This is a genomic window from Paracoccus versutus (assembly GCF_029909795.1).
GTDB classification, from domain to species: domain Bacteria; phylum Pseudomonadota; class Alphaproteobacteria; order Rhodobacterales; family Rhodobacteraceae; genus Paracoccus; species Paracoccus versutus.
The window spans coordinates 386,634-410,316 of sequence record NZ_CP038196.1; the positions used below are offsets into that span (position 1 = coordinate 386,634).

Here is a 23,683-nt window from a genome sequence, read left to right on the forward strand (position 1 = left end):
TCTGGAAGCCTTTGAGACGGCGGGCTGGCCAGAAGGGCGCGCAAGGTTTGTCATCGACGCGCTGCGAAACCTGGACATCGACGCAACCATGAAGGCTGCTCCCGGCGAGATTCGGGACTGGATCGCAAATGTCGCAGCAGGATGATCTCTTTCCGGTTCAGCCACTGAGCGTTGAGGTTCCGAAAAACCTCACGGAGCCGAGGCTTTGGGTGCGACGGCTGAAAATCTGGAAAGAACCGGGCGGCGAGATCATTCGAGACATCGAGTTGCGGCCCGGGCTCAACATCATCTGGTCGCCTGACGGAGATGACGATCCGGAAGGGGGCGGACGTGCAATCGGCCATGGCAGCGGGAAGACGCTGTTCTGCCGTTTGCTGCGGTATTGCCTCGGCGAGCCCCGCTTCGCCGATGAGCTCCAGCGCGATGCCATCTCCACGACATTTCTGAACGGCGTCGTCGGTGCTGAAGTGATGCTTGACGGAGTGTGCTGGGCGGTAACGAGGCCGCTCGGCATTGCCCGCAAGCACTTCGCTATTGTGAACGGCAACCTCGATATTGTTGCGAAGATGGAGGGAACGGCGACCGGCATAGAGCCGCTCATCGACGCCATCGAGGCCACGATCCTTGGCGAAGGGACCTCCCAGTTGGCGCGACTTTCGGTTGGTCAGCGGGCCTGGCCGGTTGCTCTCGCGTGGGCGGCGCGCGATCAGGAATGCCGTTTTGACGACGTCCTCGACTGGCGCTCGTCGGCATCAGGATCGGATACGCCACAACCCGGAAGTGGTGACGCCAAGGGGCCTCGTTTGCTTGCGATGCGGGCGTTTCTGAACGCTATTACGGAAGAAGAGCAAGCCGCACGGCGCCAGGAACAGGACCTTGCAAGCCAACTCGATCAAGCAAAACGGCAAAGGTCTTTTCTCGAATGGGATCAAGGGCGGCGCCTGGAACGCCTCGTTCGCGATCTCGGTCTTGGCGATGCATCATTGCCGGACACGCCTCTTCTTCTGGAGACCCTGAAGTCGGTCGCGGAGGAGAAACTCGCAGCGGCGGCAAAACTTCCATCAGGAGTTAGCGCCGAACTCGATGAAGCGAGGCGTACCTCTCAAAATGCGCGCATTGCATTGCGCGACACTGAACTGAAGGCCGCTGAACTCGATGCGAAATTGCCTCTCGAAGAAAAGCTACTCACACAGATGAGCAGTGAAATTCCGGGGCTTTCGGCAGCCGCTCAATCCGCGGCTAGTCCGGTCTGTCCCATCTGCGAGGTGCCAATCGACACAGCGCTGGCGGATGGCTGCAATCTGTCCCACAAACTGCCTGATCAAGCCCAGTGTCGCGCGCGATGGGAAGCGAAACGTCAGGAAATTGAGGCCCAGCGACAAACGATAGCTAGCATTAAGGCTGAAATTGCTGCCCTAACGCCCAAAATCGCACTGGCCAGCCAGAAGGCGCAGCAAGCGGAAGAGCGCGTGGATCGCCTTGAGAAGGCTGCTGACGCTCGAAGCACAAGCTGGCGCACAGCTACCCGAAATGTTGAAGATGTTCAGCGTTCCACAGAACTTGTCGATGAGCTGGCGCGTGCCGAATCCGCGATCAGAAAACTGGAAGAGGATTTGCAACGCGTCCGCGAACAACTTCGAGGATTCGAGGATAAGCAGGCAAAGGCTATAGGTGCTATATCGCAGAAATTTTCAGCGGTCATTCAGCGCCTGCTCGGTGAGGACGCCAAGGGTATCGTGCGTCTGACCGGCAAAGGTCTTGAGATTGGTGTTGAGGCTGGGGGCGACAGGCGAACAGCCGCCATTCAGTCTTTAAAAGTGCTCGCCTTCGATCTGGCTTGTCTTTGCCTGAGTATTGAAGGCCGAACGCGCATCCCCGCGTTTCTGATCCACGATAGTCCGCGCGAGGCCGATTTGGGGCAAACGATCTATGATGAGCATTTCCGGCTTTTGCGGGCACTCGAAGAAGATTTGGCGGGTGGTACTTTTCAGTATTTGATCACAACGACAACAAGGCCGCCGCAGGATATCAACAAAGAGCCTTGGCGGCGTGCGGTTTTGCGCGGCGCGCCTGGCCGCGAGCGGTTGTTGGGCTGCGACCTATGAGGATCAATATGCAATGATCGAAGCGCCGCAGCCCTTCATCATCCGCCAGGAATGCGACAAGGTCGCGTTCCAGAATGGCTTCCGCCGCAAGCTGGGCGAATGCGGGGGCTGGGCGGGCTTCAGCTCGACCACGGTGCCCGGTACGATCCATCTCGCCGCGGCAGGCGCACAGGGCCCGTGGTTTCTCGCCCTCGATCATGCGGGCGTTGTTGAAGAGCTCGATATACCCGTCGTTGACATGCTGGGACCAGGTCTTGCCCGCTACGCCTGCGAGACGCTGGGACAAGTCTATACGGTGTTGCCGCGCATCTACCAGCTGGCGGCAAGCCTTCCTGATGCGCCGCTTCAGGAGTTCAAGACGAAGGTCAAGAACCTGCCGAAGACGACCGAGGCCGAACGTCTCATCGTCCAGCGAATTGGTCAGGACATCTTCCGCTCGGGCCTGATCGACTATTGGCAGGGCCAATGCCCGCTGACCGGCATCACCGATACGGCGCTGCTGCGCGCGTCGCACATCGTGCCGTGGAAGGATTGCACGAGCGACGCCGAGCGCTTGGACGTTCACAACGGCCTTCTGCTCTCGGCCTTATGGGATGCTGCCTTCGATCGAGGGCTGGTGACGTTCGATGACGAAGGCCAGCCGCAATTCTCACCTTCCTTGAGCGACAGCGCTCGCGCCGAATTGCGCTGGCAGGATCCGATCCCGTTGACCGACAAACATCGGAAGCGCCTGACCTGGCACCGTACCAATCTCTTCGTCAGTCAAGCAGGAGCGTAGGACAACGGTTCAGGCGCTCGCGAGCCACCCCTTGTTCTGCAAGGTCTGAAGGGCGATGCCGATCTGGCGCGGCGAAAACCGCTTCTTCCGCTCGTTCCACGCATAAACCTTGGCCATCGCATCTTCCGCGCTAGCAGCGTTCTCGCGAGTCGTCACCCAGTGCACGGTTGCGAGGAGTTCCAGGCCGAACGGCGTCTCAAACCCCTCTACAAGCTCCGCCACACGATCAAAGCGAGCGGCTGTATCTTGCTTATCCGACAAGAAGGACTCCGCGTCCTTCACCGCACCGGGGACCAGTTCGAGCTGCTTGTCGGGCGCATCACCACCATCGGCGTATCCCGACACAAGGTGTCCTTCGACCGCGCGAAGGACGTGTCGCAGGTTCTCGGCATAGGGACCATATGGCGCCTTCGCATACTTGAGGCGGAGTGGCTCACCTGCCTCCTGCATGAAATACATGAGCTTATGCACTTCAAGGAGCGTCACGAACGGGTCCATTAGCCCGCCAAGGTAGCGGTTCATCAGAACCACCAGTGCGGCTCGTCCGGGGCTCATGGCCGGAACTTCCCGCGACTTGGTCGTGACCGGCGCATTGTTGGGCTCAAAGACAATGACGTCCAAGTCCGATAGGTCGCGCAGCGCTGCTTCGATCCGGGGACGTACATCCCCCCAGTTTAGGCCACCAAGGCCGCTCCCAAGCGGCGGGATGGCGATCGATCGGATGCCACGCCGCCGAATCTCTTCGGCAAGGGCGACAAGCCCGGAATCGATGTCCTCCATCCGACTTTTCCCGCGCCAATGCCGCTTCGTCGGGAAATTGATGATGTACTTGGGATTCGTGAAGGTGCCCGTCTCGAAGACGAACATCTTCCCCGGCTGAACTTCGTCGCGCTTGCAGGCCGCTTCGTATGCCTTGAAGTTGACCGGGAATGCATTCTTGAACTGGAGGGCGATGCCACGGCCCATGATGCCGACACAGTTCACCGTGTTGACGATCGCTTCTGCGTCCGCCCTCAAGATGTCTCCTGTCGTATATCTGATCATGGTCATCCTCCCCTCAGTAATACCATTCTCTTCGGATTTCGACGCTCGGCCGGTGGCCGGCCCCGTTCATGGCAGCGTAGACCCGCTGAGCGATCCCCTGTGAGTGAACGCCGATCCTTTCGACCAGGTGCCAAGGAAATGCCTCTTCGACGAGAAACTCGGCTTGTTTGCCTTCTTTGACTGATCGAGAAACCCCGTTGCCAGACCACTGGCGAGCTTGGACAGCATCCCAGTTGATCTCGCCAAGGGCGGCGATATCCGAGCGGTCCTCAAAATAATAGGCGCCCGCATTGGACAGCGTAAATGCCCAACGCTTGTTATGGGCGTTTGCCCACGCGACCGCGGCTTCAAGATCAGCCTCAAGATGGACAATCGGCTCCTGACCACCCTTATAAGACAGCTCGTCATTACGACGAAAAATCAAATAAAGCATCACTGATCTTGGGCAAAAGTAAAATGGTGTACATTGGCCTACATATAAGTCTGGGTGACATGAGAGGCGAAGCTCATTAAGGCGACGAGCTTTGATGTTGCTCATGCCGATGGTAGTGCCAGTTCCCTGTCGCTGGTTCATCTGAGCGTCCGACCAAAGAAAGCCGTCTAACAAGATCGAAGGAATTCGATCATGATGAACGATGTGGTAGATCTTGGGGCGCTCAGGGATCGGCATTGTCAGTCAGCCAGTCTCACATCACTCATCTTTGCTCGTCGATTTATTGGAGAGAGAGGCTGCATCTTCCGCTGCCATCCCATCCATGACCCAGCGATCAACATCGCTCAGCTTAAACTTCCATAGCCGCCCAACACGCTGAGCGGGCAAGCTCTTAGCCTCGATCCAGCGGTACACCGTGTCCTTCGCGACCCCCAGGTGGGCGGCCACTTGATCAACGGAAACCCATGGTTCAGTCATCCCGCAGCCATCCCCGTTGGCCTGTGTGTATCGGCTTGACTCGGCAAGAGTCGATGAAACTCGTATAGCACGACCCCGTATTCCCCTAAAGTTCTTTCTCGCCAGGCAGCGCATTCGACCTGTCTTAATGCCGAGTCAACGACACGCCCGAGCCTGATCCCGCATGACGCTGTAATCGGCGAGCATTTCGGCGAGAGCCGACCCCTCTGGCAGCAGATCGAGCTCGTCGGCTGCGCGCGCCTGGAACTCGCGGCTATCGCTTCTTCGGCCTCCGCGAGGCGCGGAGGGACGACCGATGAGCCGTCCTCAGGAAGCCGTCGCGGTCGTTCCGCGCCGCCTGCGCTGCGCCATCTACACCCGCAAGTCGAGCGAGGAAGGACTCGACATGGAGTTCAACAGCCTCGACGCCCAGCGCGAGGCTTGCGAGGCCTTCGTGACGAGCCAGAAAGCGGAAGGCTGGGCCACCATTCGCGAACGCTACGACGATGGCGGCTTCTCCGGTGGCACGCTGGAACGGCCCGGCCTGAAGCGTCTCATTCAGGACGTCGAGGCCGGTCTGATCGATGTGATCGTGGTCTACAAGATCGACCGGCTGTCGCGCTCGCTGATGGATTTCGCCAAGCTGGTCGAGATCTTCGACCGCAATCAGGTGACCTTCGTTTCGGTCACGCAGTCGTTCAACACCACGAACTCGATGGGCCGCTTGACCCTGAACATCCTCCTGAGCTTCGCGCAGTTCGAGCGGGAGGTGATCGGCGAGCGCATCCGCGACAAGGTCGCGGCATCCCGCAAGCGCGGCATGTGGATGGGCGGTCACGTCCCGCTGGGCTACGACGTGCGTGACCGCAAGCTGGTGGTCAACGAGGCCGAGGCCGCGACGGTCCGGATGATCTTCGAGAGGTTCGTCGCCATCGGCTCCGCCACGACGCTGGCGAAAGCGCTCGCGGCCGAAGGCGTGCTGAACAAGCGCGGCAAGCCGATCGACAAGGGAACCCTGTACAAACTGATCAACAACCGGGTCTACCCCGGTGAAGCCGTGCACAAGGGCACGGCCTATCCGGGCGAGCAGGAGGCCATCATCGATCAGACCCTTTGGGACAAGGTGCATAGCATCCTGCAGGAGAGCCCGCGCCTGCGGGCGAAGAACACCGCCGCCAGACGCCGGCCCTGCTGAAGGGGATCATCTTCACTGAGACGGGCACGGCGATGACGCCGACCGCGACGAAGAAGGGCACGCGCCTCTACCGCTACTACGCGTCGATGGACCTAATCCGAAACCGGCCGACCGGCGACGCCTCGGGCCCGCTGCGCTTGCCCGCAGGCATGGTCGAGGACGCCGTGGTCGGCGAAATCCGCCGCATGATCCGCGCACCCGAGATCGCGGCCCGAACGATCAAGGCCCTTCGAGAGGAGAACCCGACCGTCGAAGAGAAGGCGGTCGTCACGGCGCTCGGCGAGTTCGATCAGCTATGGGCGGCGCTCTATCCAGCAGAGCAGACCCGCATCGTCCAGCTCCTGGTCGAGCGGGTGACCGTCGGCGAAGACGGTATTGCCGTCGATCTGCGCTATGAGGGATTGGGCTCGGTCCTGCGGGACATGATGGCCCCCCGCCAAACGGAGGCCTGCGCATGACCGCCTCCTCGGAAACCATCCGCGTCTTCATTCCGCTGACGATCCGCAAGCGCAACGGGCGGCCGAAGATCCTGCCGCCCGACGATATGGACCAGCGAAACGGCCGGGCGCAGGATCCGCATGTGCTGCGCGCCATCGCCCGCGCATGGAGCTGGCGGCGGCAGCTGGAAACCGGCACCGCCTCCACCATCCAGGACATGGCCGCAGCGGAGAAGGTCTCCGACCGGTTCGTGAGCCGAATGATGCGACTCGCCTATCTGTCGCCGGAGGTGCTCGAACACCTCGTTATCAGGCGCGTGCCACCGGCGCTGTCGCTGAACGACCTTGTCGCTGTCGCCGACCAGCCGTGGGCGGAGCAGATGGATATGGTGTTCGAGTTGTCCGAAACGTAGACTCGTTTAAGCGCCGACATCTGCTCGGCTTTCATGATGACATTGGGGGCCAGCGGATCGCAAATGAGTAGCGTCGCGCGTATACTGACTGCTGAGATTGCAGCAAATTTTCAAAGACTCGTTCAGCCCAGCACCATCGCAATTTATGCGTCCCATGGGTCGAGGCCAGATACGCCAGTTCAGGTCGGTACGGGATTTCTGGTAAAGCATCAATCAAGGCCGGTCTTGATCACCGCAAAGCACGTTTTGCGAGGTCATGGGTTCAACGACGATCCGGCCGAGAAAGCCGTGCACATAAATGGCCGTTGGGTTTACGTGGGTGACGGTGCTCGAACACTCGTTGAACCAATGGGCCGGGATCTATCCGTTATGTTCATGGATGAGTTCTCGCTGGACCGGTGTTTGGATGCCCCGAATTCAGTACCCATTGGCTCCGCGATGATCTCGATGGGAGGTTATCTCTGCCGAGATTTCAAGAGATCTGGGAATACGCTGCGCCCCGCTCCACGCGTGTACACGAACGTGGCCGCTCCCGCCGCGCCAGGCATGATAGGATTGCGGCACCTCAAGCGCCGAAACGTCAATACGTCTACGGGCGTTTCAGCGGTATCGCCGACCCCCAGAGGACTTTCCGGTGGCCCTATGGTAGACAGCTTGGCCCTGCTCAAGGGCACCGTCGTTCTTTCGGGCGTTCTCACCGAAATGAGCAATGGAAGCGCACGAGGGGAGGACGTCGGCATCATCACCCAAGCAATTGCTGCTCTGTGAACCGCCGACCGATCCCGATGCTCCACGACGCATGACAACCTCATGGATCACTTGGGGCTGCGGTGCGCTTCGCCATAGAACGCCTACCTCGCGTTCTCTTGACACCGACGCCAACCGCGAGAACGGCTGCAAAAGGTGCGCCCACGCAGAGCGCGGAACTTGCTGAAAACGTTGGTGTGCGCGAAACCGAACCGGGCCGGACGAGGTTCGCTCGGTTAGAGACGGATGGCCGTTCAGAGACGGAAATTGGACCTGGCGTCAGTCTCCGAGGTTCGGGTGGCGTACGCAAACCCCTTTGAAACAAAAACAAAAAGGCCCGCGGGCGGGGCATCATCTCGGGTTCGCTACAAGATAATGGCGGACCAAACGGGATTCGAACCTGTACGCCGAAAGGGTGTCGTGAAATAATGAATATTAAATCACCGCTTCAAGGCAGTGTCGGTCTCGTAGGTTGCGAGCCCCCGCAACCACCGCCGTCATAACTCAATGATAGTTAAAATATAGCAAAGGCTTAGGCCGACTCCCCTAGCGTTTTCACGCTCCATCTGGTCTTCGGCGACGCTGAGGAACTGCCTATTTCCCAGCGTTTGGACAGACCACGTCGCCGGCGAGCAGCGCCAGCGGCGCTTGCCCTCGCTTTGGCGACGTGTTGGAACTGGTCCCGCAACCGACACCGGATGGAGGCCCTCATGGAACATCGCGATCTTGACAGGACCGGCCTGAAGATCATGCCGCTGGTTTTCGGCGGCAATGTCTTCGGCTGGACCATCGACGAGGCGCAGAGCTTTGCCGTGCTGGACGCTTTCGTCGACCATGGCTTCGACGCCATAGACACGGCGGATTGCTATTCCGCCTGGGCGCCCGGCAACAAGGGCGGCGAATCCGAGACGATCATCGGCAACTGGCTGAAGGCCCGTCCCGGCATGCGCGACAAGGTGACGATCTTCACCAAGATCGGCTCGATCACCGGCGGCCCGCATGAGGGCGGGTTGACCCAGGCTTATATCCTGCCCGCCTGCGACGCGTCGCTGAAGCGGCTGGGGATCGAAGCCATCGACCTTTACTTCGCGCATTGGCCCGACCCGCTCGGCACCAGCTATCACGAGACGCTGGGGGCTTTCGACAAGCTGCGGCAGGCCGGGAAGATCCGCGCCGTCGGCGTGTCCAATGTCGATGCGGTGCAGCTTGGGGACTCGCTGAAGGCCGCCCAGAATGCCGGCCTGCCGGGCTATCAGGTGCTTCAGCCGGGATACAATCTCTATGACCGCGACGGGTTCGAGGGGCCGCTGCGCGATCTGTGCATGTCCGAGGATATCGGCGTCGTCACCTATTACAGCCTCGCTTCGGGATTCCTGTCGGGGAAATACCGCTCGGAGGCCGACCTTGGCAAATCGGCGCGCGGCGGCGGGGTGGGGAAATACCTGACGCCGAAGGGCATGGCGATCCTGGCAGCACTGGACGAGGTCGCCAGCGCCCACGGCGCCAAGCCCGCCGAGGTGGCGCTGGCCTGGCTGATGGCGCAACCTGGTGTCACCGCGCCGATCGCCAGCGCGACGAGCGTGGCGCAGGTCGAAAGCTTCGCCAGGGCAGCCGCGCTGACGTTGAGCGAGGATCAGCTTCAGGCGTTGACGCAGGCGGGCGAATGATCGCGAAGGGGTTGGGCATCCCGGCCCCTCACCCAGTCAGCCTGCATTATCAGCCTTGCGAGCGCGCTTCGCCTTTGCAAACCCTCGATCGGTGCTGACGAAGCGCTCCAGCATCGGCACGACGAGCTTTGCGGGCACGACCGGCGGTCCCCCGGATTCCTGCCCGAGAATCTGCCCATAGGCGACAAGATTCCGGAACAGCGCCGCCGGCAGTTCCACCGTCAGCTTCACCGGCTTGTCGTCGGCAATGGGGCCGAGTTTCAGCTTCACCATGATCAGCCTCCCCGCGGTTCCAGGACCAAATCCTTCGTCACGAGAATCCTGACCGGAAATCCCTGCCGGATGGTCAGGGTCGGCGCGACCTGCAACTGGCGCTCGACGATCTGCTGTCCGGCATCGGCGATGGTGTCGCCGGCGCCTTCGCGGATTGCGCGGACCAAGGGATCGTCGTCCTCGCTGCCGATCCCGGTGCCGATGGCGAGAATGGTCGAAAGGCCGGCGGCCTTGGCCATTTCCGCCCAGTGATAGTCGACACCATCCTCCAGCCCGGCAAAGCCCTGCGCATCGGCGCCCGGCAGGCGCCCCAGCACCAGGGAACGGCCGTCTGGAAAGATCAGCCTGTTCCAGACCAGCAGCACCCGGCGCTGGCCGAAGCCGACCGCATCGCTGTATTCGCCGATCACCCGCGTGCCCTGCGGGATCAGCAGGTAGCGTCCCGAGGGGCTGTCATAGACGTTTTCGGTGACCTGGGCGACGATCTGGCCGGGCAGGTCGGAGCGAATGCCGGTGATCAGGGCGGCGGGAATGACAGCTCCAGCCTGTAGCAGATAGGGCGAGGCCGGGGTCATGATCCGCTCTGCCGAGACCGGCTGGCGGTCCGGCGCGGCGTTCAGGAACGCTTGTTGCGGGGTCTGAGACGTGGGTGAATCGATCATACCGCCTGTGCCGATGCCCGCCATGCCAGGTTGCCCAGCCACCGGCGCAGCGCCTGTGGGCTGCGATGTCTCGAAGAACAGCTGGCTGACCCGCGCGGCTTCTTCCTCCGCGAGGCGGCGCTGTCCATCGGGATCGGCGGCAGGCGGTGTGATCGCCGGGGACATGACGGGCTCGCCCCGGTTCTGCGCCTCGAGAATGGGTTTGCCGAGATCGCCCGGTAAAGGTGGGCCGAGGACGGGTCCACTATAGTCGCGGGGCAGGTCCGCCAACCCGTCGGCAGTGGCGCGGTTCTCGGTGGAAAACAGTTCCTCGCCACCTTGGTTGCGGTCACGTGGCTGTAGGGCATAGATCAATGCCCCGCCGATCGCCAGCGAGGCGACCAGGCCGAAGGCCGTGAGCGCCTTGCGCGACAGCCGGGTCACCTTCGGCGGCTCGGCGTGCAGGCGCATCGGTGCGGCGGAGTCGGAGGATTTGCCGGTCATGTCTTTTGCCCTCCGGTGGTCGGCACCTGGCGGGATCTCAGCTGACGCGGCTCCACCCGCAGGATTCGCACCACCTGCTGGCGCTCGCCTGAGCCGAGGCGCAGTTCCGCTGCGGCGAAGATGCGGTCGACGATCAGCACATTACCATGGCTGCGGCTGTTGACGATCTGCGCCTCGCCATCGGGGCCGAGGGCGAAGAGGGGCGGCATCTCGCCCTGAGCGATGCCGCGCGGGAAGACGACATAGGTGCGGCGACCGTCGTCGAAGACGGAAACCGGCCGCCAGGGCGGGCTGGTGCCCTCGATCTGCAAGCCGTAGCGATAATTGCGGGCGGCAGGCGCCGGGATGATCGGCGCGGCGACCGCAGGCTGGCGCTTGCCCGCCACCCGGGCCGGATAGGTCCAGGCCACGGAGGGCATGTAGAGCGCCTCGCGCGCCCGCAACTCGATCATGTAGATCCGCCGGTCGGTGGTGATCACCAGATTGGTCGAGATGTCCTCGCGGGTCGGTTTGACGAAGACGTGGACCCGGCGGGACGCACCGCTGCCGCTTTCGGTATCGCCGATGATCCAGCGTGCGGTGTCGCCGGCGGCGATCGATCCCTCGCCGCTCAGCACCTCGCCGTGCTCCAGCGCGATATCGGTGATCTGCCCCGGTGCGGCATAGACCTGATAGAGCGCACCCTCGGACCAGGGATAGACTTGGATGGCGTTGTAATAGCCCTCGCGGCGGGGCTCGATTCGGGCGGCGGCATTGGCATTGGTGACCCGGCCCTCGGGCGTTCCGGCCGCCCCGCCGCCGCGCGCTGGCGTCCAGCCCGGCGGCACATGCAGCGGTTTCGGGACGGGATCGGCCGGAGCGGTGGCAGGAGGCGAGGGCAAGGGCGGGACATCGTCGTCGTAACTGAACTGCGGCGTCCTGGTCGTGGCACAGCCGGAAACCGCTACCACAAGCAACAGGGCCAGGAGGATTGCTGATTTGCAGGATGTTCCCGTCATGTCGCGGGCTGGTGGTTCAAAGCGCATTGTGGTCATTGCGACATCTCCCGGGACCAGTTGACGGCATTGACGTAGATGCCGAGCGGATTGGCCCGCAGCCGTTCGGCGTTGCGCGGCGTCTGGATCACCACGGTCAGGATCGCGGTCCAGCGTTCGGTGGCCGACAGTTGGCCGTTCTCGTAGTGGCGCTCGGTCCAGGCGACGCGGAAGCTGTCGGGCGAGGCGCGGATGACCGAGGATACCTCGACGGCGATCTGCTGGCGGCCGACCCTGGTGAAGGGATCGTTGGTGCGGGCGTATTCGTTCAGGGCCGCGGCACCACGGTCGGTGGTGAACTCATAGGCCCGGAGCCAGTTCTGCCGCACGACGATGGGATCGGCGGGGATGCTGCGCACCTGCTCGACAAAGCGGCCGAGATGCCAGGCAATCTGCGGATCGCTGGGCCGGTAATCGGCAGAGGCGGGCGCGACGGCCTGGGCCTGGCCGAGATCGTCGACCTGCACAACCCAGGGCACCACGGTGCCGCGCGCCGATTGCCAGACCAGGGCGGACGCGAAGCAGGCGGCCAGGAACAGGCAGGCGAAGGCCATCAGCCGCCAGTTGCGTGCCTGGACCCGGGCGGAGCCGATGCGCTCGTCCCAGACCTGTGCCGCTTTCTGATAGGGCGTCTCGGGTTCCGGCGTCTTGCCGTAATGGGTGGCGGGGCGTCGAAAAATGTTCATCGGCGGGTTCTTTCGGAAAGATTGATCGAAGCGCCGCCGGCATGATTGTCGCCGGAGCGAATGGCATGGCCGGCGATCGAGAGGCCACGGCTCAGCGCTTGCCCCTTACGCATCTTTTGCGCCCACGCGGGTGCACCGTCTGCCGCATCGGTGTTTGATCTAGTCGTGGCGGTGCCCATGGTGGAAGTGCCGCCGGTGGTCACGAAACTGCCCTTGGCGCCGGAGGCATAGCTGGATTTGATGCCGCCTGCGGCCTTGCCGAGCATCCGGCGCAGCGGCGAGATCGCCGCCGATCCGGTGGCGCTGGCAACGCCGCCCATGCCGGAGGCGACACCACCGGCGCCGGAATGACCCATGGCGCCGAGCCGGTAGGCGGTCGAGGCGGCGCCTGCCGCAGCCGCACCGGTGCGAACGGTGGCGGCCCCACCCGAGAGCGCCATGCCGCCGGCACGGGCCGCGAGCATGGTGCCGCCGCCCGCGGCCATGGCCGCGCCGCCGATGGCGAGGCCGGTGCCGACGGCGGCGCCGGCACCCAGCTGCGGTCCGCCGGAGACGAGGCCGGTGGCGATGCCGGGGCCGAAGATGCCGAGGCCGAGCAGCGACAACGCCGCCAGCACGATGGCCATCGCATCGTCCACGGTCGGCGCGACGCCGCCAAAACCAACGGTGAATTGCGAGAAGAGCGTCGAGCCGATGCCGATGATCACCGCCAACACGAGCACCTTGATGCCCGAGGACACGACATTGCCCAGCACCCGCTCGGCCATGAACGCCGTCTTTCCGAACAATCCGAAGGGGATGAGCACGAAGCCGGCCAGCGTGGTCAGCTTGAACTCGATCAGCGTGACGAAAAGCTGCACGGCGAGGATGAAGAAGGCCAATATCACCAAGGCCCAGGCGAAGAACAGGCAGAGGATCTGGATCAGGTTCTCGAAGACGGCGACCCAGCCCATCAGGTCGGAGATGGATTCCAGCAGCGGCCGCCCGGCATCGAGCCCGGTCTGGGCGACGCGGCCGGGCCGCATGAGATCGGCGGCAGAGAAGCCGGTGCCGGAGGCCATCAGCCCGAGACCGGCGAAACTGTCGAAGACGATCCGGGCGAGGCTGTTCCAGTTGGTGATGAGCCAGGCGAAGACCCCGACGAAGATCGTCTTCTTGACCAAGCGGGCGATGATGTCGTCCTCGGCGCCCCATGCCCAGAACAGAGCGGCGAGCGTCACGTCGATGACGATCAGGGTGGTGGCGATGAAGGCCACCTCGCCGCCCAGCAGACCGAACCCGCTGTCGATATAGCTGGTGAACACCGCCAGGAAATTGTCGATGACCCCGGAGCCGCCCATGTGCCGTCACTCCGCTTCAGGGGAGGTGGCAGGGCGGGGAGTAGATTGCGCCGGTGCCCGGCCGAGGAAACGGTCGCGGGTCTCGGCCCAGATCGCTAGGCATTCGGCATCCTCCGCCGCGGCCTCGCCCATTTGCTGGCAGCGGCGTTGGCCCTCTCGCAGGGAATCCTCGGCCTGCGGCTGAACCTGCCGGCCGGGCAGCGGCGGCAGATCGCCACTCCGTTCCATACGGATCAGGGTCACGGTCATGACGATCGCCAGGAACAGAATGGCAATCAGCCGGGCCATCGCCTTGCCTCCCATGATTGCGCCTCCTCGGGCGGTCAATTGTTGAACATCCGGGCGTTGCCGGGCTGATAGCCGGTGCCGGGGGTGAGGAAGCGTTCGCGCTGGATGCGGCCCTGCTCGGCAGCGGTGGCGCGCTCGGCTTCGGAAAGGGCCTCGGCCCGGCCATTAGCCGAGACGACGGCGATCAGGTCGGACAGTTGCTGCGATTGCAGGGCCAGAAGCTGGTTGCCGGCCTGGCTGGCCTGCAATGCACCGGTGGCGGCCTGGCTCTGCTCGACCAGCGTCGCCATCTCGGCCCGCTGCGCCTCGATATTGCCGGTGACACCGGCCTGAACCCGCATGGCGTCCTGCAGCCCGCCCATGGTGTTGCTCCAGCGGGTGCGGGCATCGGTCAGCAGTTGCTGCTCCGACATGGACAGGTCCGGCGTGCCGTATTCCCGCTCGAACGCTTGATCGACCTCTTGCACCTCGAAAGCGATGTTCCGGGCCTCGTCGAGCAGCTGCCGGGTGCGGCCGACGTTCTGCTGGAGTTGCTGCAGCGAGCTATGCGGCAGGCTTTCGAGATTGCGGGCCTGGTTGATCAGCATCTGCGCCTCGTTCTGCAGCGAAGCGATCTGGTTGTTGATCTGCTCCAGCGTCCGCGCCGCGGTCAGCAGGTTCTCGGCATGGTTGGTGGGGTCGTAGACGATGCGCCCGAACCCACCGAAGAAGGCATGGGCCGGGGGCGTCAGGACCGGGGCCAGCGCCAGCGGGGCGGCAAGGGTGAGCGCTAGCAGCGAGGTGCCGGCGACGCGGTGCATGCGGGTTCGTGTCATGGAAGAATCTCCTCTGTGGCGTCAGTGGGTCCGGGTTCGGGTTCAGCCGGAACGGAATCGTCTGGTTCGGTGGCGGTGGTGGCATGGATATCGGCGTCAGCGGGCAGGGCTTCCGAACTGGTTGGTTCAGGTCCGGGGATGCTGGCGTGCTCCGCCACCAGATTTGTCAGATCTGGAATCAGCTCTCCGGCCCAGTCCACGCCGCGCGCCTTGAGCCAGGCGGCGAGGAAGCCGTCGCGGCCATGCTCGGCGAGGATATTCGAGATCAGTGCCTGATCGGATTTGGACGAGGCGGCGCAGAGGGCGAGGCCGACTTCGCTGAGACCCAGTTCGAACAGCCGGTTGCCGCGCCGCGACTGGCAGTAATAGTCCCGCTTGGGCGTCGCCCGGGCGAGGATCTCGATCTGGCGGTCGTTGAGGCCGAAGCGGCGATAGATCGCGGTGATCTGCGGCTCGACGGCGCGCTCGTTCGGCAAGAGCAGCCGGGTCGGGCAGGACTCGATGATCGCCGGGGCGATGGCGGAATTGTCGATGTCGCTGAGAGATTGCGTGGCGAAGACGACCGAGGCGTTCTTCTTCCGCAGGGTCTTCAGCCACTCTCGCAACTGTTCCGCGAAGGCGTCGTCGTCCAGCGCCAGCCAGCCCTCGTCGATGATCAGCAGCGTCGGTCGTCCGTCGAGCCGGTCGCCGATGCGATGGAACAGATAGGACAGAACCGCTGGGGCCGCGCCGGTGCCGACCAGCCCCTCGATCTCGAAGGCCTGGACATCGGCCGATCCGAGATGCTCGTTCTCGGCATCGAGCAATCTGCCATAGGGCCCGCCGACGCAATAGGGGCGTAGCGCCTGCTTCAGATCGTTGGATTGCAGCAGCACCGCAAACCCGGTGATGGTGCGTTCCCCGACGGGCGCCGAGGCCAGTGACGTCAGCGCCGTCCAGATGTACTCTTTCACTTCGGGCGTGATTTCGACGGCCTCGCGCCGGAGGATGGCTACGAGCCAATCCGCCGCCCAAGCCCGCTCGGCCGTCTCGTGGATACGGGCCAGTGGTTGCAGCGAAACGGACAGTTCGGAAGCCTCGGTCAGCTCCCCGCCGAGATCGTGCCAATCGCCGCCCATGGCCAGCGTGGCGGCGCGGATGCTGCCGCCGAAATCGAAGGCGAAGACCTGTGATCCTGCGTAGCGCCGGAATTGTAGTGCCATCAGCGCCAGCAGCACGCTCTTGCCTGCCCCGGTCGGCCCGACGACCAGCGTATGGCCGACATCGCCGACATGCAGCGAGAAGCGGAACGGCGTCGACCCCTCGGTACGTCCGTAAAGCAGCGGCGGGGCGTCGAAATGCGTATCTCGCGCTTCTCCCGCCCAGACCGCCGAAAGCGGGATCACATGGGCGAGATTCAATGTGCTGATGGGCGGCTGGCGGACGTTGGCATAGGCATGTCCCGGCAGAGAACCCAGCCAGGCATCGACGGCATTGACCGTCTCGATCATGGCGGTGAAATCCCGGCCCTGGACCAGCTTCTCGACCAGGCGCAGCTTTTCGTCGGCGACGCGGGCATCCTGGTCCCAGACGGTGATCGTCGCGGTGACATAACCCAAGCCCGCGATATCGGCCCCGAGTTCCTGCAGCGCCATATCGGCATCGGCGGCCTTGTTCGCCGCATCGGTATCGACCAGGGCAGAAGGCTCGCTGGTCATCACCTCCTTGAGGATGGCGGCGATGCTCTTGCGCTTGGCAAACCATTGCCGCCGGATCCTGGTCAGCAACCGGGCGGCGTCAGGCTTGTCGATCAGGATGGCGCGGGTCGACCAGCGATAGGGAAAGGCGATGCGGTTCAGATCGTCGAGAATGCCGGGCGTGGTCGCGGTCGGGAATCCGTTCAGGGTCAGCACCCGCAGATGCTGCTCGCCGAGGCGTGGCTCCAGCCCGCCGGTGAGCGGCTGATCGGCCAGCAGCGCGTCGAGATGCATTGGCACCTCGGGAACGCGCACCCGCTGCCGGTTGGTAGAAATGGTGGAATGCAGGTAGGTCAGCGTCCCGGGATCGTCGAGCCAGCGGCATTCGGGCATGAACCCATCGAGCAGCGCCAGCACCCGGTCGGTGCGGTCGATGAAGCCGTGCAGGATATCGCGCGCATTGACGCCCGACTGCTCGCGTCCCTCATAGAGCCAGCTTTCGGCGCGGGCGGCTTCTTCGGCCGGGGGTAGCCAGAGGAAGGTCAGGAAGTACGCGGAGATGAAATGCGTGCCCTGTTCTTCGAAGCCCGCCTTGCGCTCGGCGTCGAGCAGGGCCGAGGCCGGATCGGGAAACAGACTTTCGGGGTAGGAAGAATCCTCCTGGCGCTGCGCTTCGACGAAGATCGCCCAGCCCGAACCGAGACGGCGGAAGGCGTTGTTGAGCCGACTGGCGACGGCGACCAGTTCGGCGGCGACGGCGGAATCCAGATCGGGACCTCGGAAGCGGGCGGTGCGCTGGAACGAGCCGTCCTTGTTCAGCACCACGCCGGGCGCGACAAGCGCCGCCCAGGGCAGGAAGTCGGCGAGGCGGCTGGCGGTGCGACGGTATTCCGCGAGATTCATCATGGGAGGCCTCCATCACACCGCGAGATGGCCGGGCAGGCGCAGATGCCGCCGCCCGACCTCGACGAAGAGCGGATCGCGCTTCGCCGCCCAGACAGCAGCCAGATGGCCGACCGCCCAGATCAGGATGCCGGGCAGCCAGAGCTGCAGCCCGAGGCCCACAGCTCCGGCCAGCGTGCCGTTCAAGATGGCGATGGCGCGCGGCGCCCCACCGAGCAGGATCGGCTCGGTCAGGGCGCGATGCACCGGGACCGAGAAGCCCGGTACTTCGGAAAGCTGTTCGAAGCCTTGCCATTCGCTACTGCTCATGGCGTTCCTCCTTCGCGACGCCCCCCGTTCGCGAGACGATTGCTCCCCGAGGAGCAATCACTAATTGCGCTCACCCTCGCGTGCGTCTTCGCCGCACCAGTCGTCATCATCAAACCAGCGCTCCACCGCCGAAGCTGAAGAAGGACAGGAAGAAGGAACTGGCCGCGAAGGCGATGGAGATGCCGAAGACGATCTGGATCAGCCGCCGGAAACCGCCGCCGGTATCGCCGAAGGCCAGGGTCAGCCCGGTGACGATGATGATGATCACCGCGACGATGCGGGCGACCGGCCCCTCGACCGATTGCAGGATGCTGGTCAGCGGCGCCTCCCAGGGCATTGAGGAACCGGCGGCATGCGCGGCCGGCGTCAGCACAAGGCTGACATAGGCAGCGGTTGCCGCCATCGTGAGGTAATGACGGATGCGCAAGGCATGACGGATCATTCTGGTTCTCCAGTGCTGAGCGTTGTGTCGGTGTCGGGAATGACGGAGGCGATGCGGTAGTTCCCATCCGCGCCGAGCCCGTCCACGCGGGTGAGTTCAGCCAGCCGGCGTGCGTCACCACGCCCGGACAGGACGGCAACGATGTCGATGGTTTCCGCGATCATGGCACGCGGGACGGTGACGACGGCTTCCTGGATCAGCTGTTCGAGACGTCGCAACGCACCGATCCCCGATCCGGCATGGATGGTGCCGATGCCGCCGGGATGGCCAGTGCCCCAGGCCTTGAGCAGATCCAGCGCCTCGGCGCCGCGCACCTCACCGATCGGGATGCGGTCGGGGCGCAGGCGCAGGGACGACCGGACCAGGTCTGACAGGGTCGCGACGCCGTCCTTGGTCCGCATGGCGACCAGATTGGGCGCGGCGCATTGCAATTCGCGGGTGTCCTCGATGATCACCACCCGGTCCTGCGTCTTCGCCACCTCGGCCAGCAGCGCATTGGTCAGGGTGGTCTTGCCGGTCGAGGTGCCGCCGGCGACGAGGATGTTGGCGCGGGTCGCAACCGCGAGGCGCAGCGCCTCGGCCTGCATTCGGGTCATGATCCCGGTCTCGACGTAATCGTCGAGCGTGAAGACGGCGACGGCGGGCTTGCGGATGGCGAAGGCCGGGGCCGCAACCACCGGCGGCAGCAGGCCCTCAAAGCGCTCGCCGGTCTCCGGCAATTCGGCCGAGACACGCGGGCTGCGGGCATGGACCTCGGTGCCGACATGATGCGCCACCAGGCGCACGATCCTCTCGCCGTCAGCGGGAGAGAGCCGCTCGCCCGTGTCGCTCGGCCCCTCGGAAAGCCGGTCGATCCAGAGCCGCCCGTCGGGGTTGAGCATGACCTCGACAATGGCGGGATCTTCCAGAAACCGGGCGATGGCAGGTCCGAGCGCGGTGCGGAGCATGCGGGCACCGCGCCGGATCGCTTCAGGTTTCTGGTGAGCAGCCGCCATCTCGTCCTCGTTCCGTTACGGTCACCCGCGACGGGCGGCCCTGGATCGGGGACAAGTAGAAGAGACAGAAAACCGGCGCTGGCAACAAGGGAAACCGGATCGGCGTACTGCGGCGCAGGAAAAGAAAGGAAAAGGATGGCAGGCTGGGAGCGCTTATTCAGTAGCAGAAGACTACAGTCAGGACCCATAAATCTGCTTGAGTGCAGGCGGGCGGCATGATTCATCCTCCCGACCTGGAGGGATCATGGACAAACTTTTCTGGCTGACCAACGAACAGTTAGAACGGCTGCGGCCGTTCTTTCCGAAGTCCCGCGGTAAGCCGAGGGTCGATGACCGGCGTGTGCTGAGCGGCATAATCTTCATTCAACGCAATGGGTTGATGTGGAAGCACGCACCCAAGGAGTATGGCCCGCCGACTTGAAGGGGACCGTGGCCCCGGTGGGGCCGCGTAAGCCCCTGAAAGGCTCTACAATCGCTGGAAGCGGTGGAGCCGCATGAGCGTGTTCGCCACGATCATGACCGAACTGGCAGCCCAGGCCCAGGAAACCGGGATCGTGATGATCGACGCAACCCACGCCAAGGCGCACCGGACCGCATCAAGCCTTGCGGTTCAAAAGGGGGGGCGCGGGCGACTGATCGGCAGGACCAAGGGTGGGTTGAACTCAAAGTTGCACGTCCTGGCCGACGCGAAGGGCCGCCCGATCCGCATGTTCCTGTCGGCCGGCCAGACCTCGGACTGTATCGGGGTGCAGGCGCTCCTGTCCTCCATCCCTCGGGCCGGGGCACTGCTTGCCGACCGGGGCTATGATGCCGGCTGGTTCCGCAACGCGCTGATCAGGATGGGCATTTCGCCCTGCATACCCTCACGCATCGGACGGAAGGTCCCGATCCCGTACGACGCGGACCTCTACCGCCAGCGCCACAGGATCGAGAACATGTTCGCCCGCCTCAAGGATTGGAGGCGGATCGCCACGCGCTACGATCGCTGCCCCATCCTGTTTCTCTCAGCCTGCGCGCTGGCTGCTACCGTAATCTATTGGTTGTGAGTCCTGACCGTAGCGCTCAGGAGTCAATTGTTGGGACCGCTGGCCGTTTTGGCGCGCACTTGTGCCAGATCGATCAGGTTCTTCAACGGAATGCTTTGGTTCTTGCTCAGGCAGACAGCGCTGAACGAGGCGAATTCGGGTGGATCCCCGATCGGCAGGAAACGGACACCGGCATGCTGGCTGTGCATGGAAGACGACAGGACCAATGCGACACCGCATCCATGGCCGACAAGGCTGAGCAGATTTTCGCGCCCGACGTCGTGGGTGGATATCTTCGGAGAGGGACCGGACTTGGACAGTTGTTCCAGATAGCGCTGATCCAGTTCCGCGCCGGCGTTGCCGCACGGAACGAGGAAACACTCAGTACGAAGCTCGTCCCATGTAACCCTGGATGAGTTTGAAAGATGATGCCCCTCGGGAACGGCGAGATTGACTCGTTCTCGCCAGAGATCGATTACCGTGCAGCCGGCGATATCTTCCGTCCGAGGAAGGAATGCCACGTCGAGATGGCCCCAGAGCACTCCTGTGACGCCTGTCTCCGAGGTGATTTCGCTGATCTCGAACTCGACTTCAGGATATTTCGCATGTAACGCATTCAACAATTCGGCAAGGAATCCGCCGGACAGGGAGGTCATGACGCCGATGCGGAGAACCCCTGTGGCGCCTTTCTGGAAATTCCGGGCGCTGTCGACCGCCCGGAGTAGCGTGGTCATGCCGCGTTCGGCATCCTCTACGAACTTGGCCCCGGCTGGGGTGAGATGGGCTCCCGTCGCGTCGCGTTCGAAGAGCTGGAAACCCAGCCTGCGTTCCAGAAGGCTGACGCGACGGTTCACGGTAGTGTGCGAAAGGTCGAGGCTTTCCGCCACCGCGCTGAAGCTTCCGAGACGCGCGACGAGGATCGCGTAGTGGAGAAAGCGGAGATCGAGGGCGAGGTCTGGCATGACGCCTCCATTCATTAGTCAATCCCGCCGAGTTCAAAAGGCGATTAGTAGGAATGCTGTTTTCTTAGAAGCTCGGTGGACAGATTTAACCTTAAATGGCGATGAGGGTGGTAAGATCCTGCGCATCCGAGAATGCGCAGGGCCGTGATGTCAAAAAGGGTTCAGTCGTAGATTTGCCGTAATATTCTTCCGACGGTTTCCCGTTGCTCGAGCTGTGGCATGTGTCCGGTCTGTTGAAGCAGATGCAGGGCAACCGTACCAGGCAACCCGAAAGCTTGGCGCCAGGGAATTACTCTGTCTTCAATGCCGAAAATGATGCGCACTTGACAGCCGAGTTGAGCCAAGGCGGAACGGATCGAGAAACCCTGCGCCCCTCCGCCAAAGACTGCCGCAGCAAAGCGTGTCTGGGCCTCCGCCAAGCGCCCGTCCTCGCGGCCACGCGCGACCGTGCGGATGAAGCTGTCCGTAAGGGTTGCGGGGTCGTGGACAAGCTCGCGCAGCCAACTCGCGACCGCCCCGGGATGGGTAGCCCGGGCGAAGTTCTCGACGAACGAGGAGATTTCCGGGCCGAGACCTGCAGGAGAGATCAACAACAAGCTTGCGGCTTCGATGCGGATGCCGGATGCGATGGAGGCTGCAACCGCGCCACCGAGGGAATGGCCGACAAGGTGAGCGGCACCGATGCCGCTCTCGGCCAGGGTTTCCTCGACCTGGATTACCAGATCGTCGAAGGACGCGACCTCACTGCCAAGCGATTTTCCATGACCGGGCAAATCCAGTGCAAAGATGGGGCGATCCGCCGGTATCTCGGGCAGCAGCGGACGCCAGGAGTCTAGCTCGGCACCGAAGCCGTGGATCAAGACGACGGGCGTTCCGGTGCCCTGCCGTAGCCAGACAGCGTTCAGAGGGCCCGACGACACCTTCGGCGCAGGTTGCGGCTTGCATTGAGGTTTCGCCTGTTGGGCAGCCGCAGTCGGCATTGGCGCTGGCGTAGGGGCGGCGGGAAGAGCGTTCAGCGCTGCCTCAATGTCGGCGCGCTGGATGCGACCACGCGGACCGCTGCCATTCACCGTGGCGAGATCCAGTCCGTTTTCCCGTGCAAGCCGTCGAGCGAGTGGCGTTGCACGCAAGCCGTCTGCGGCGGAGGGCGCCAAGGGCTTCCGGGGAGCTTCGGTCTTTGGAACGGACGTCGGTGTCTCGGCTTCCGATCGAGCGGCAGTGTGTGAGGAGGAAGCCGGCTTTTCGATTGGAGCCTCTCCCTCCGCATAGATCCAGGCCACAGGCTCGCCCACCGAGATTTCCTTGCCGGTATCGGGTTCTGTGATCTGAAGCGTCCCGCTGGCAGGCGAGTCGATTTCCATCGCCGCCTTGTCAGTCTCGATCTCGAACAGGGCTGCGCCCTTCTCCACGCTCGCGCCGTCTTCCACGAGCCAGCGCGAAATGCGTCCGGTCGCCATATCCATGTCGACCTTGGGCAGGATGACCTCGGTCGGCATTACAGCTCTCCTTTCACCAGGGCGCGGGCGGCGCGAATGATGTCAGGGATCTGGGGCACGACGGCTTTCTCGAGTTCGGGATTGTAAGGAATGGGCGATTCTGCCCCACCCAGCCGCATGATCGGTGCGTCGAGATAGTCGAAAGCCTCACTTTCGGCGATGGCTGCGGAGATCTCCGCGCCAATGCCCAGTGTTTTGACTCCCTCGTAAACCGTAATCAATCGGCCGGTCTTGCAAACGCTTTCGATGATCGTCGCCGTATCCATCGGACGAATGGTGCGAAGGTCAATGACCTCCAGATCGATCCCTTCAGCGGCTAGTTCCTCTGCGGCGCTCAGCGCCTTGTGCACCATGATCGAGGTGGCAACGACGGTCGCATGAGCACCCTGTCGCCGAACAGCGGCCTTGCCGATGGGTACGGTATAGTGACCCTCGGGAACCTCGCCCTTCATCTTGTAGAGCAGCTTGTGCTCGAAGATCATCACTGGATCGGGATCCTCAATGGCCGCGAGCAGCATCCCCTTGATGTCATGCGGCGTCGAAGGCTGGATGACCTTCAGTCCCGGCACATGGCCCAGCCATGCCTCAAGGCTCTGCGAATGTTGCGCCGCTGCGCCGGTACCCGAGCCGCTGGGAAAGCGCATCACCAGCGGGACCGAAACCTCGCCGCCCAGCATGAAGCGCAGCTTGGCGGCTTGGTTTACGATCTGCTCCATCGCCAGCGTCGCGAAATCGGAAAACTGGAACTCGAAGATCGGGCGCATGCCGGTCAGAGCCGCGCCTACGGCGACTCCGGCACCGCCAAGTTCGGAAATCGGCGTATCGATAATGCGGTCCTCACCGAAGCGATGCACCAGATCGCCGGTGACCTGGAAGGCGCCGCCATAGACGCCGACATCTTCGCCCATTAGAAAGACGCGGGGATCGGCCTCCATTGCGATGGCAATGGCTTCCTGGATGGCCTGGGAATAGGAAAGTTCGCGGGTCTCGCTCATGTCATTTTTTCCGTTAATGCCCGG

General features: G+C 63.3%; 22 protein-coding genes and 2 pseudogenes. 7 read left to right on the plus strand and 17 right to left on the minus strand.

All coding sequences use genetic code 11. The features are described from left to right. Positions 1 to 128: 128 nt before the first annotated feature. The gene (locus E3U25_RS01845; RefSeq protein WP_116221620.1) at positions 129 to 2,105 is read left to right on the plus strand and encodes a chromosome segregation protein SMC; all 1,977 of its coding nucleotides are present in this window, start codon (positions 129 to 131) and stop codon (positions 2,103 to 2,105) included. 13 nt (positions 2,106 to 2,118) lie between these two features. Continuing rightward, positions 2,119 to 2,883, plus strand: coding sequence for an HNH endonuclease (locus E3U25_RS01850; RefSeq protein WP_116221621.1), 765 nt, complete (start codon positions 2,119 to 2,121; stop codon positions 2,881 to 2,883). A 9-nt stretch (positions 2,884 to 2,892) separates the two neighbouring features. Here E3U25_RS01850 and darG read toward each other — a convergent pair whose 3' ends face one another. The 3 genes from darG to E3U25_RS01865 are packed head-to-tail and all read right to left on the minus strand — an operon-like array spanning position 2,893 to position 4,837. Then, positions 2,893 to 3,927 carry a type II toxin-antitoxin system antitoxin DNA ADP-ribosyl glycohydrolase DarG gene (gene darG / locus E3U25_RS01855; protein WP_116221773.1) on the minus strand — a complete coding sequence of 345 codons (1,035 nt, stop codon included), beginning with the start codon at positions 3,925 to 3,927 and terminating at the stop codon, positions 2,893 to 2,895. A gap of 13 nt (positions 3,928 to 3,940) precedes the next feature. Next, entirely contained in the window at positions 3,941 to 4,597 is a 657-nt protein-coding gene (gene darT, locus E3U25_RS01860; RefSeq protein WP_116221622.1) for a type II toxin-antitoxin system toxin DNA ADP-ribosyl transferase DarT, read from the minus strand. Positions 4,598 to 4,618: 21 nt separating this feature from the next. Further along, complete coding sequence (locus E3U25_RS01865; RefSeq protein WP_116221623.1) at positions 4,619 to 4,837, minus strand: helix-turn-helix domain-containing protein; 219 nt, start codon at positions 4,835 to 4,837, stop codon at positions 4,619 to 4,621. A gap of 295 nt (positions 4,838 to 5,132) precedes the next feature. On the opposite strand from E3U25_RS01865, the pseudogene E3U25_RS01870 reads away from it, so the two are divergent. From E3U25_RS01870 to E3U25_RS01885, 4 genes and pseudogenes are all read left to right on the plus strand, one after another. Then, positions 5,133 to 6,469, plus strand: a pseudogene (locus E3U25_RS01870) (recombinase family protein). Then, complete coding sequence (locus tag E3U25_RS01875) at positions 6,466 to 6,861, plus strand: hypothetical protein (RefSeq protein WP_116221624.1); 396 nt, start codon at positions 6,466 to 6,468, stop codon at positions 6,859 to 6,861. The pseudogene E3U25_RS01870 and the gene E3U25_RS01875 overlap by 4 nt, the downstream one beginning before the upstream one ends. A 63-nt stretch (positions 6,862 to 6,924) precedes the next feature. After that, positions 6,925 to 7,629 (plus strand): hypothetical protein, encoded by a 705-nt coding sequence (locus E3U25_RS01880; protein ID WP_147304498.1) that lies wholly within the window; start codon positions 6,925 to 6,927, stop codon positions 7,627 to 7,629. A gap of 689 nt (positions 7,630 to 8,318) precedes the next feature. Further along, positions 8,319 to 9,275, plus strand: a complete 957-nt coding sequence (locus E3U25_RS01885; protein WP_116221774.1) for an aldo/keto reductase — start codon at positions 8,319 to 8,321, stop codon at positions 9,273 to 9,275. Between the two features lie 36 nt (positions 9,276 to 9,311). Here the strand turns inward: E3U25_RS01885 and E3U25_RS01890 are convergent, their stop codons facing one another. From E3U25_RS01890 to trbB, 11 genes are all read right to left on the minus strand, one after another. Then, positions 9,312 to 9,548: a DUF2274 domain-containing protein gene (locus tag E3U25_RS01890; protein WP_116221625.1), complete on the minus strand. Its 237-nt coding sequence runs from the start codon at positions 9,546 to 9,548 to the stop codon at positions 9,312 to 9,314. 2 nt (positions 9,549 to 9,550) lie between these two features. Then, positions 9,551 to 10,693: a TraB/TrbI/VirB10 family type IV secretion system protein gene (locus E3U25_RS01895; protein ID WP_116221626.1), complete on the minus strand. Its 1,143-nt coding sequence runs from the start codon at positions 10,691 to 10,693 to the stop codon at positions 9,551 to 9,553. Further along, entirely contained in the window at positions 10,690 to 11,691 is a 1,002-nt protein-coding gene (trbG, locus tag E3U25_RS01900) for a P-type conjugative transfer protein TrbG (protein WP_244295134.1), read from the minus strand. The genes E3U25_RS01895 and trbG overlap by 4 nt, the downstream gene beginning before the upstream one ends. 32 nt (positions 11,692 to 11,723) lie before the next feature. After that, a complete protein-coding gene (gene trbF / locus E3U25_RS01905) occupies positions 11,724 to 12,413 on the minus strand; it encodes a conjugal transfer protein TrbF (RefSeq protein ID WP_116221628.1) in 690 nt (229 codons plus the stop codon). After that, positions 12,410 to 13,753: a P-type conjugative transfer protein TrbL gene (trbL, locus tag E3U25_RS01910; RefSeq protein ID WP_116221629.1), complete on the minus strand. Its 1,344-nt coding sequence runs from the start codon at positions 13,751 to 13,753 to the stop codon at positions 12,410 to 12,412. The genes trbF and trbL overlap by 4 nt, the downstream gene beginning before the upstream one ends. A 6-nt stretch (positions 13,754 to 13,759) precedes the next feature. After that, a complete protein-coding gene (gene trbK-alt, locus E3U25_RS01915) occupies positions 13,760 to 14,056 on the minus strand; it encodes a putative entry exclusion protein TrbK-alt (protein WP_116221630.1) in 297 nt (98 codons plus the stop codon). Positions 14,057 to 14,076: 20 nt separating this feature from the next. Continuing rightward, the gene (gene trbJ / locus E3U25_RS01920) at positions 14,077 to 14,856 is read right to left on the minus strand and encodes a P-type conjugative transfer protein TrbJ (RefSeq protein WP_116221631.1); all 780 of its coding nucleotides are present in this window, start codon (positions 14,854 to 14,856) and stop codon (positions 14,077 to 14,079) included. Next, positions 14,853 to 17,438 carry a conjugal transfer protein TrbE gene (gene trbE, locus E3U25_RS01925; protein WP_116221632.1) on the minus strand — a complete coding sequence of 862 codons (2,586 nt, stop codon included), beginning with the start codon at positions 17,436 to 17,438 and terminating at the stop codon, positions 14,853 to 14,855. Before trbE ends, trbJ begins: the two co-directional genes overlap by 4 nt. Positions 17,439 to 17,450: 12 nt before the next feature. Further along, on the minus strand, positions 17,451 to 17,744 hold the full coding sequence (locus E3U25_RS01930) for a VirB3 family type IV secretion system protein (protein ID WP_116221633.1): 294 nt from the start codon (positions 17,742 to 17,744) through the stop codon (positions 17,451 to 17,453). A 109-nt stretch (positions 17,745 to 17,853) separates the two neighbouring features. Next, a complete protein-coding gene (locus tag E3U25_RS01935) occupies positions 17,854 to 18,186 on the minus strand; it encodes a TrbC/VirB2 family type IV secretion system protein (RefSeq protein WP_116221634.1) in 333 nt (110 codons plus the stop codon). Further along, positions 18,183 to 19,181, minus strand: a complete 999-nt coding sequence (gene trbB, locus E3U25_RS01940; RefSeq protein WP_116221635.1) for a P-type conjugative transfer ATPase TrbB — start codon at positions 19,179 to 19,181, stop codon at positions 18,183 to 18,185. The genes E3U25_RS01935 and trbB overlap by 4 nt, the downstream gene beginning before the upstream one ends. A gap of 244 nt (positions 19,182 to 19,425) precedes the next feature. Here trbB and E3U25_RS01945 point away from each other — a divergent pair. After that, positions 19,426 to 20,227: pseudogene (locus tag E3U25_RS01945) on the plus strand (IS5 family transposase). A gap of 23 nt (positions 20,228 to 20,250) precedes the next feature. On the opposite strand, the gene E3U25_RS01950 reads toward E3U25_RS01945, so the two are convergent. The 3 genes from E3U25_RS01950 to E3U25_RS01960 all read right to left on the minus strand — a co-directional run bounded on the left by E3U25_RS01950 (position 20,251) and on the right by E3U25_RS01960 (position 23,659). Continuing rightward, positions 20,251 to 21,168, minus strand: a complete 918-nt coding sequence (locus tag E3U25_RS01950; RefSeq protein WP_166435438.1) for a LysR family transcriptional regulator — start codon at positions 21,166 to 21,168, stop codon at positions 20,251 to 20,253. A 161-nt stretch (positions 21,169 to 21,329) separates the two neighbouring features. Continuing rightward, a complete protein-coding gene (locus E3U25_RS01955) occupies positions 21,330 to 22,664 on the minus strand; it encodes an acetoin dehydrogenase dihydrolipoyllysine-residue acetyltransferase subunit (protein WP_116221357.1) in 1,335 nt (444 codons plus the stop codon). Continuing rightward, positions 22,664 to 23,659: an alpha-ketoacid dehydrogenase subunit beta gene (locus E3U25_RS01960; protein ID WP_116221356.1), complete on the minus strand. Its 996-nt coding sequence runs from the start codon at positions 23,657 to 23,659 to the stop codon at positions 22,664 to 22,666. Before E3U25_RS01960 ends, E3U25_RS01955 begins: the two co-directional genes overlap by 1 nt. Positions 23,660 to 23,683 lie beyond the last annotated feature (24 nt).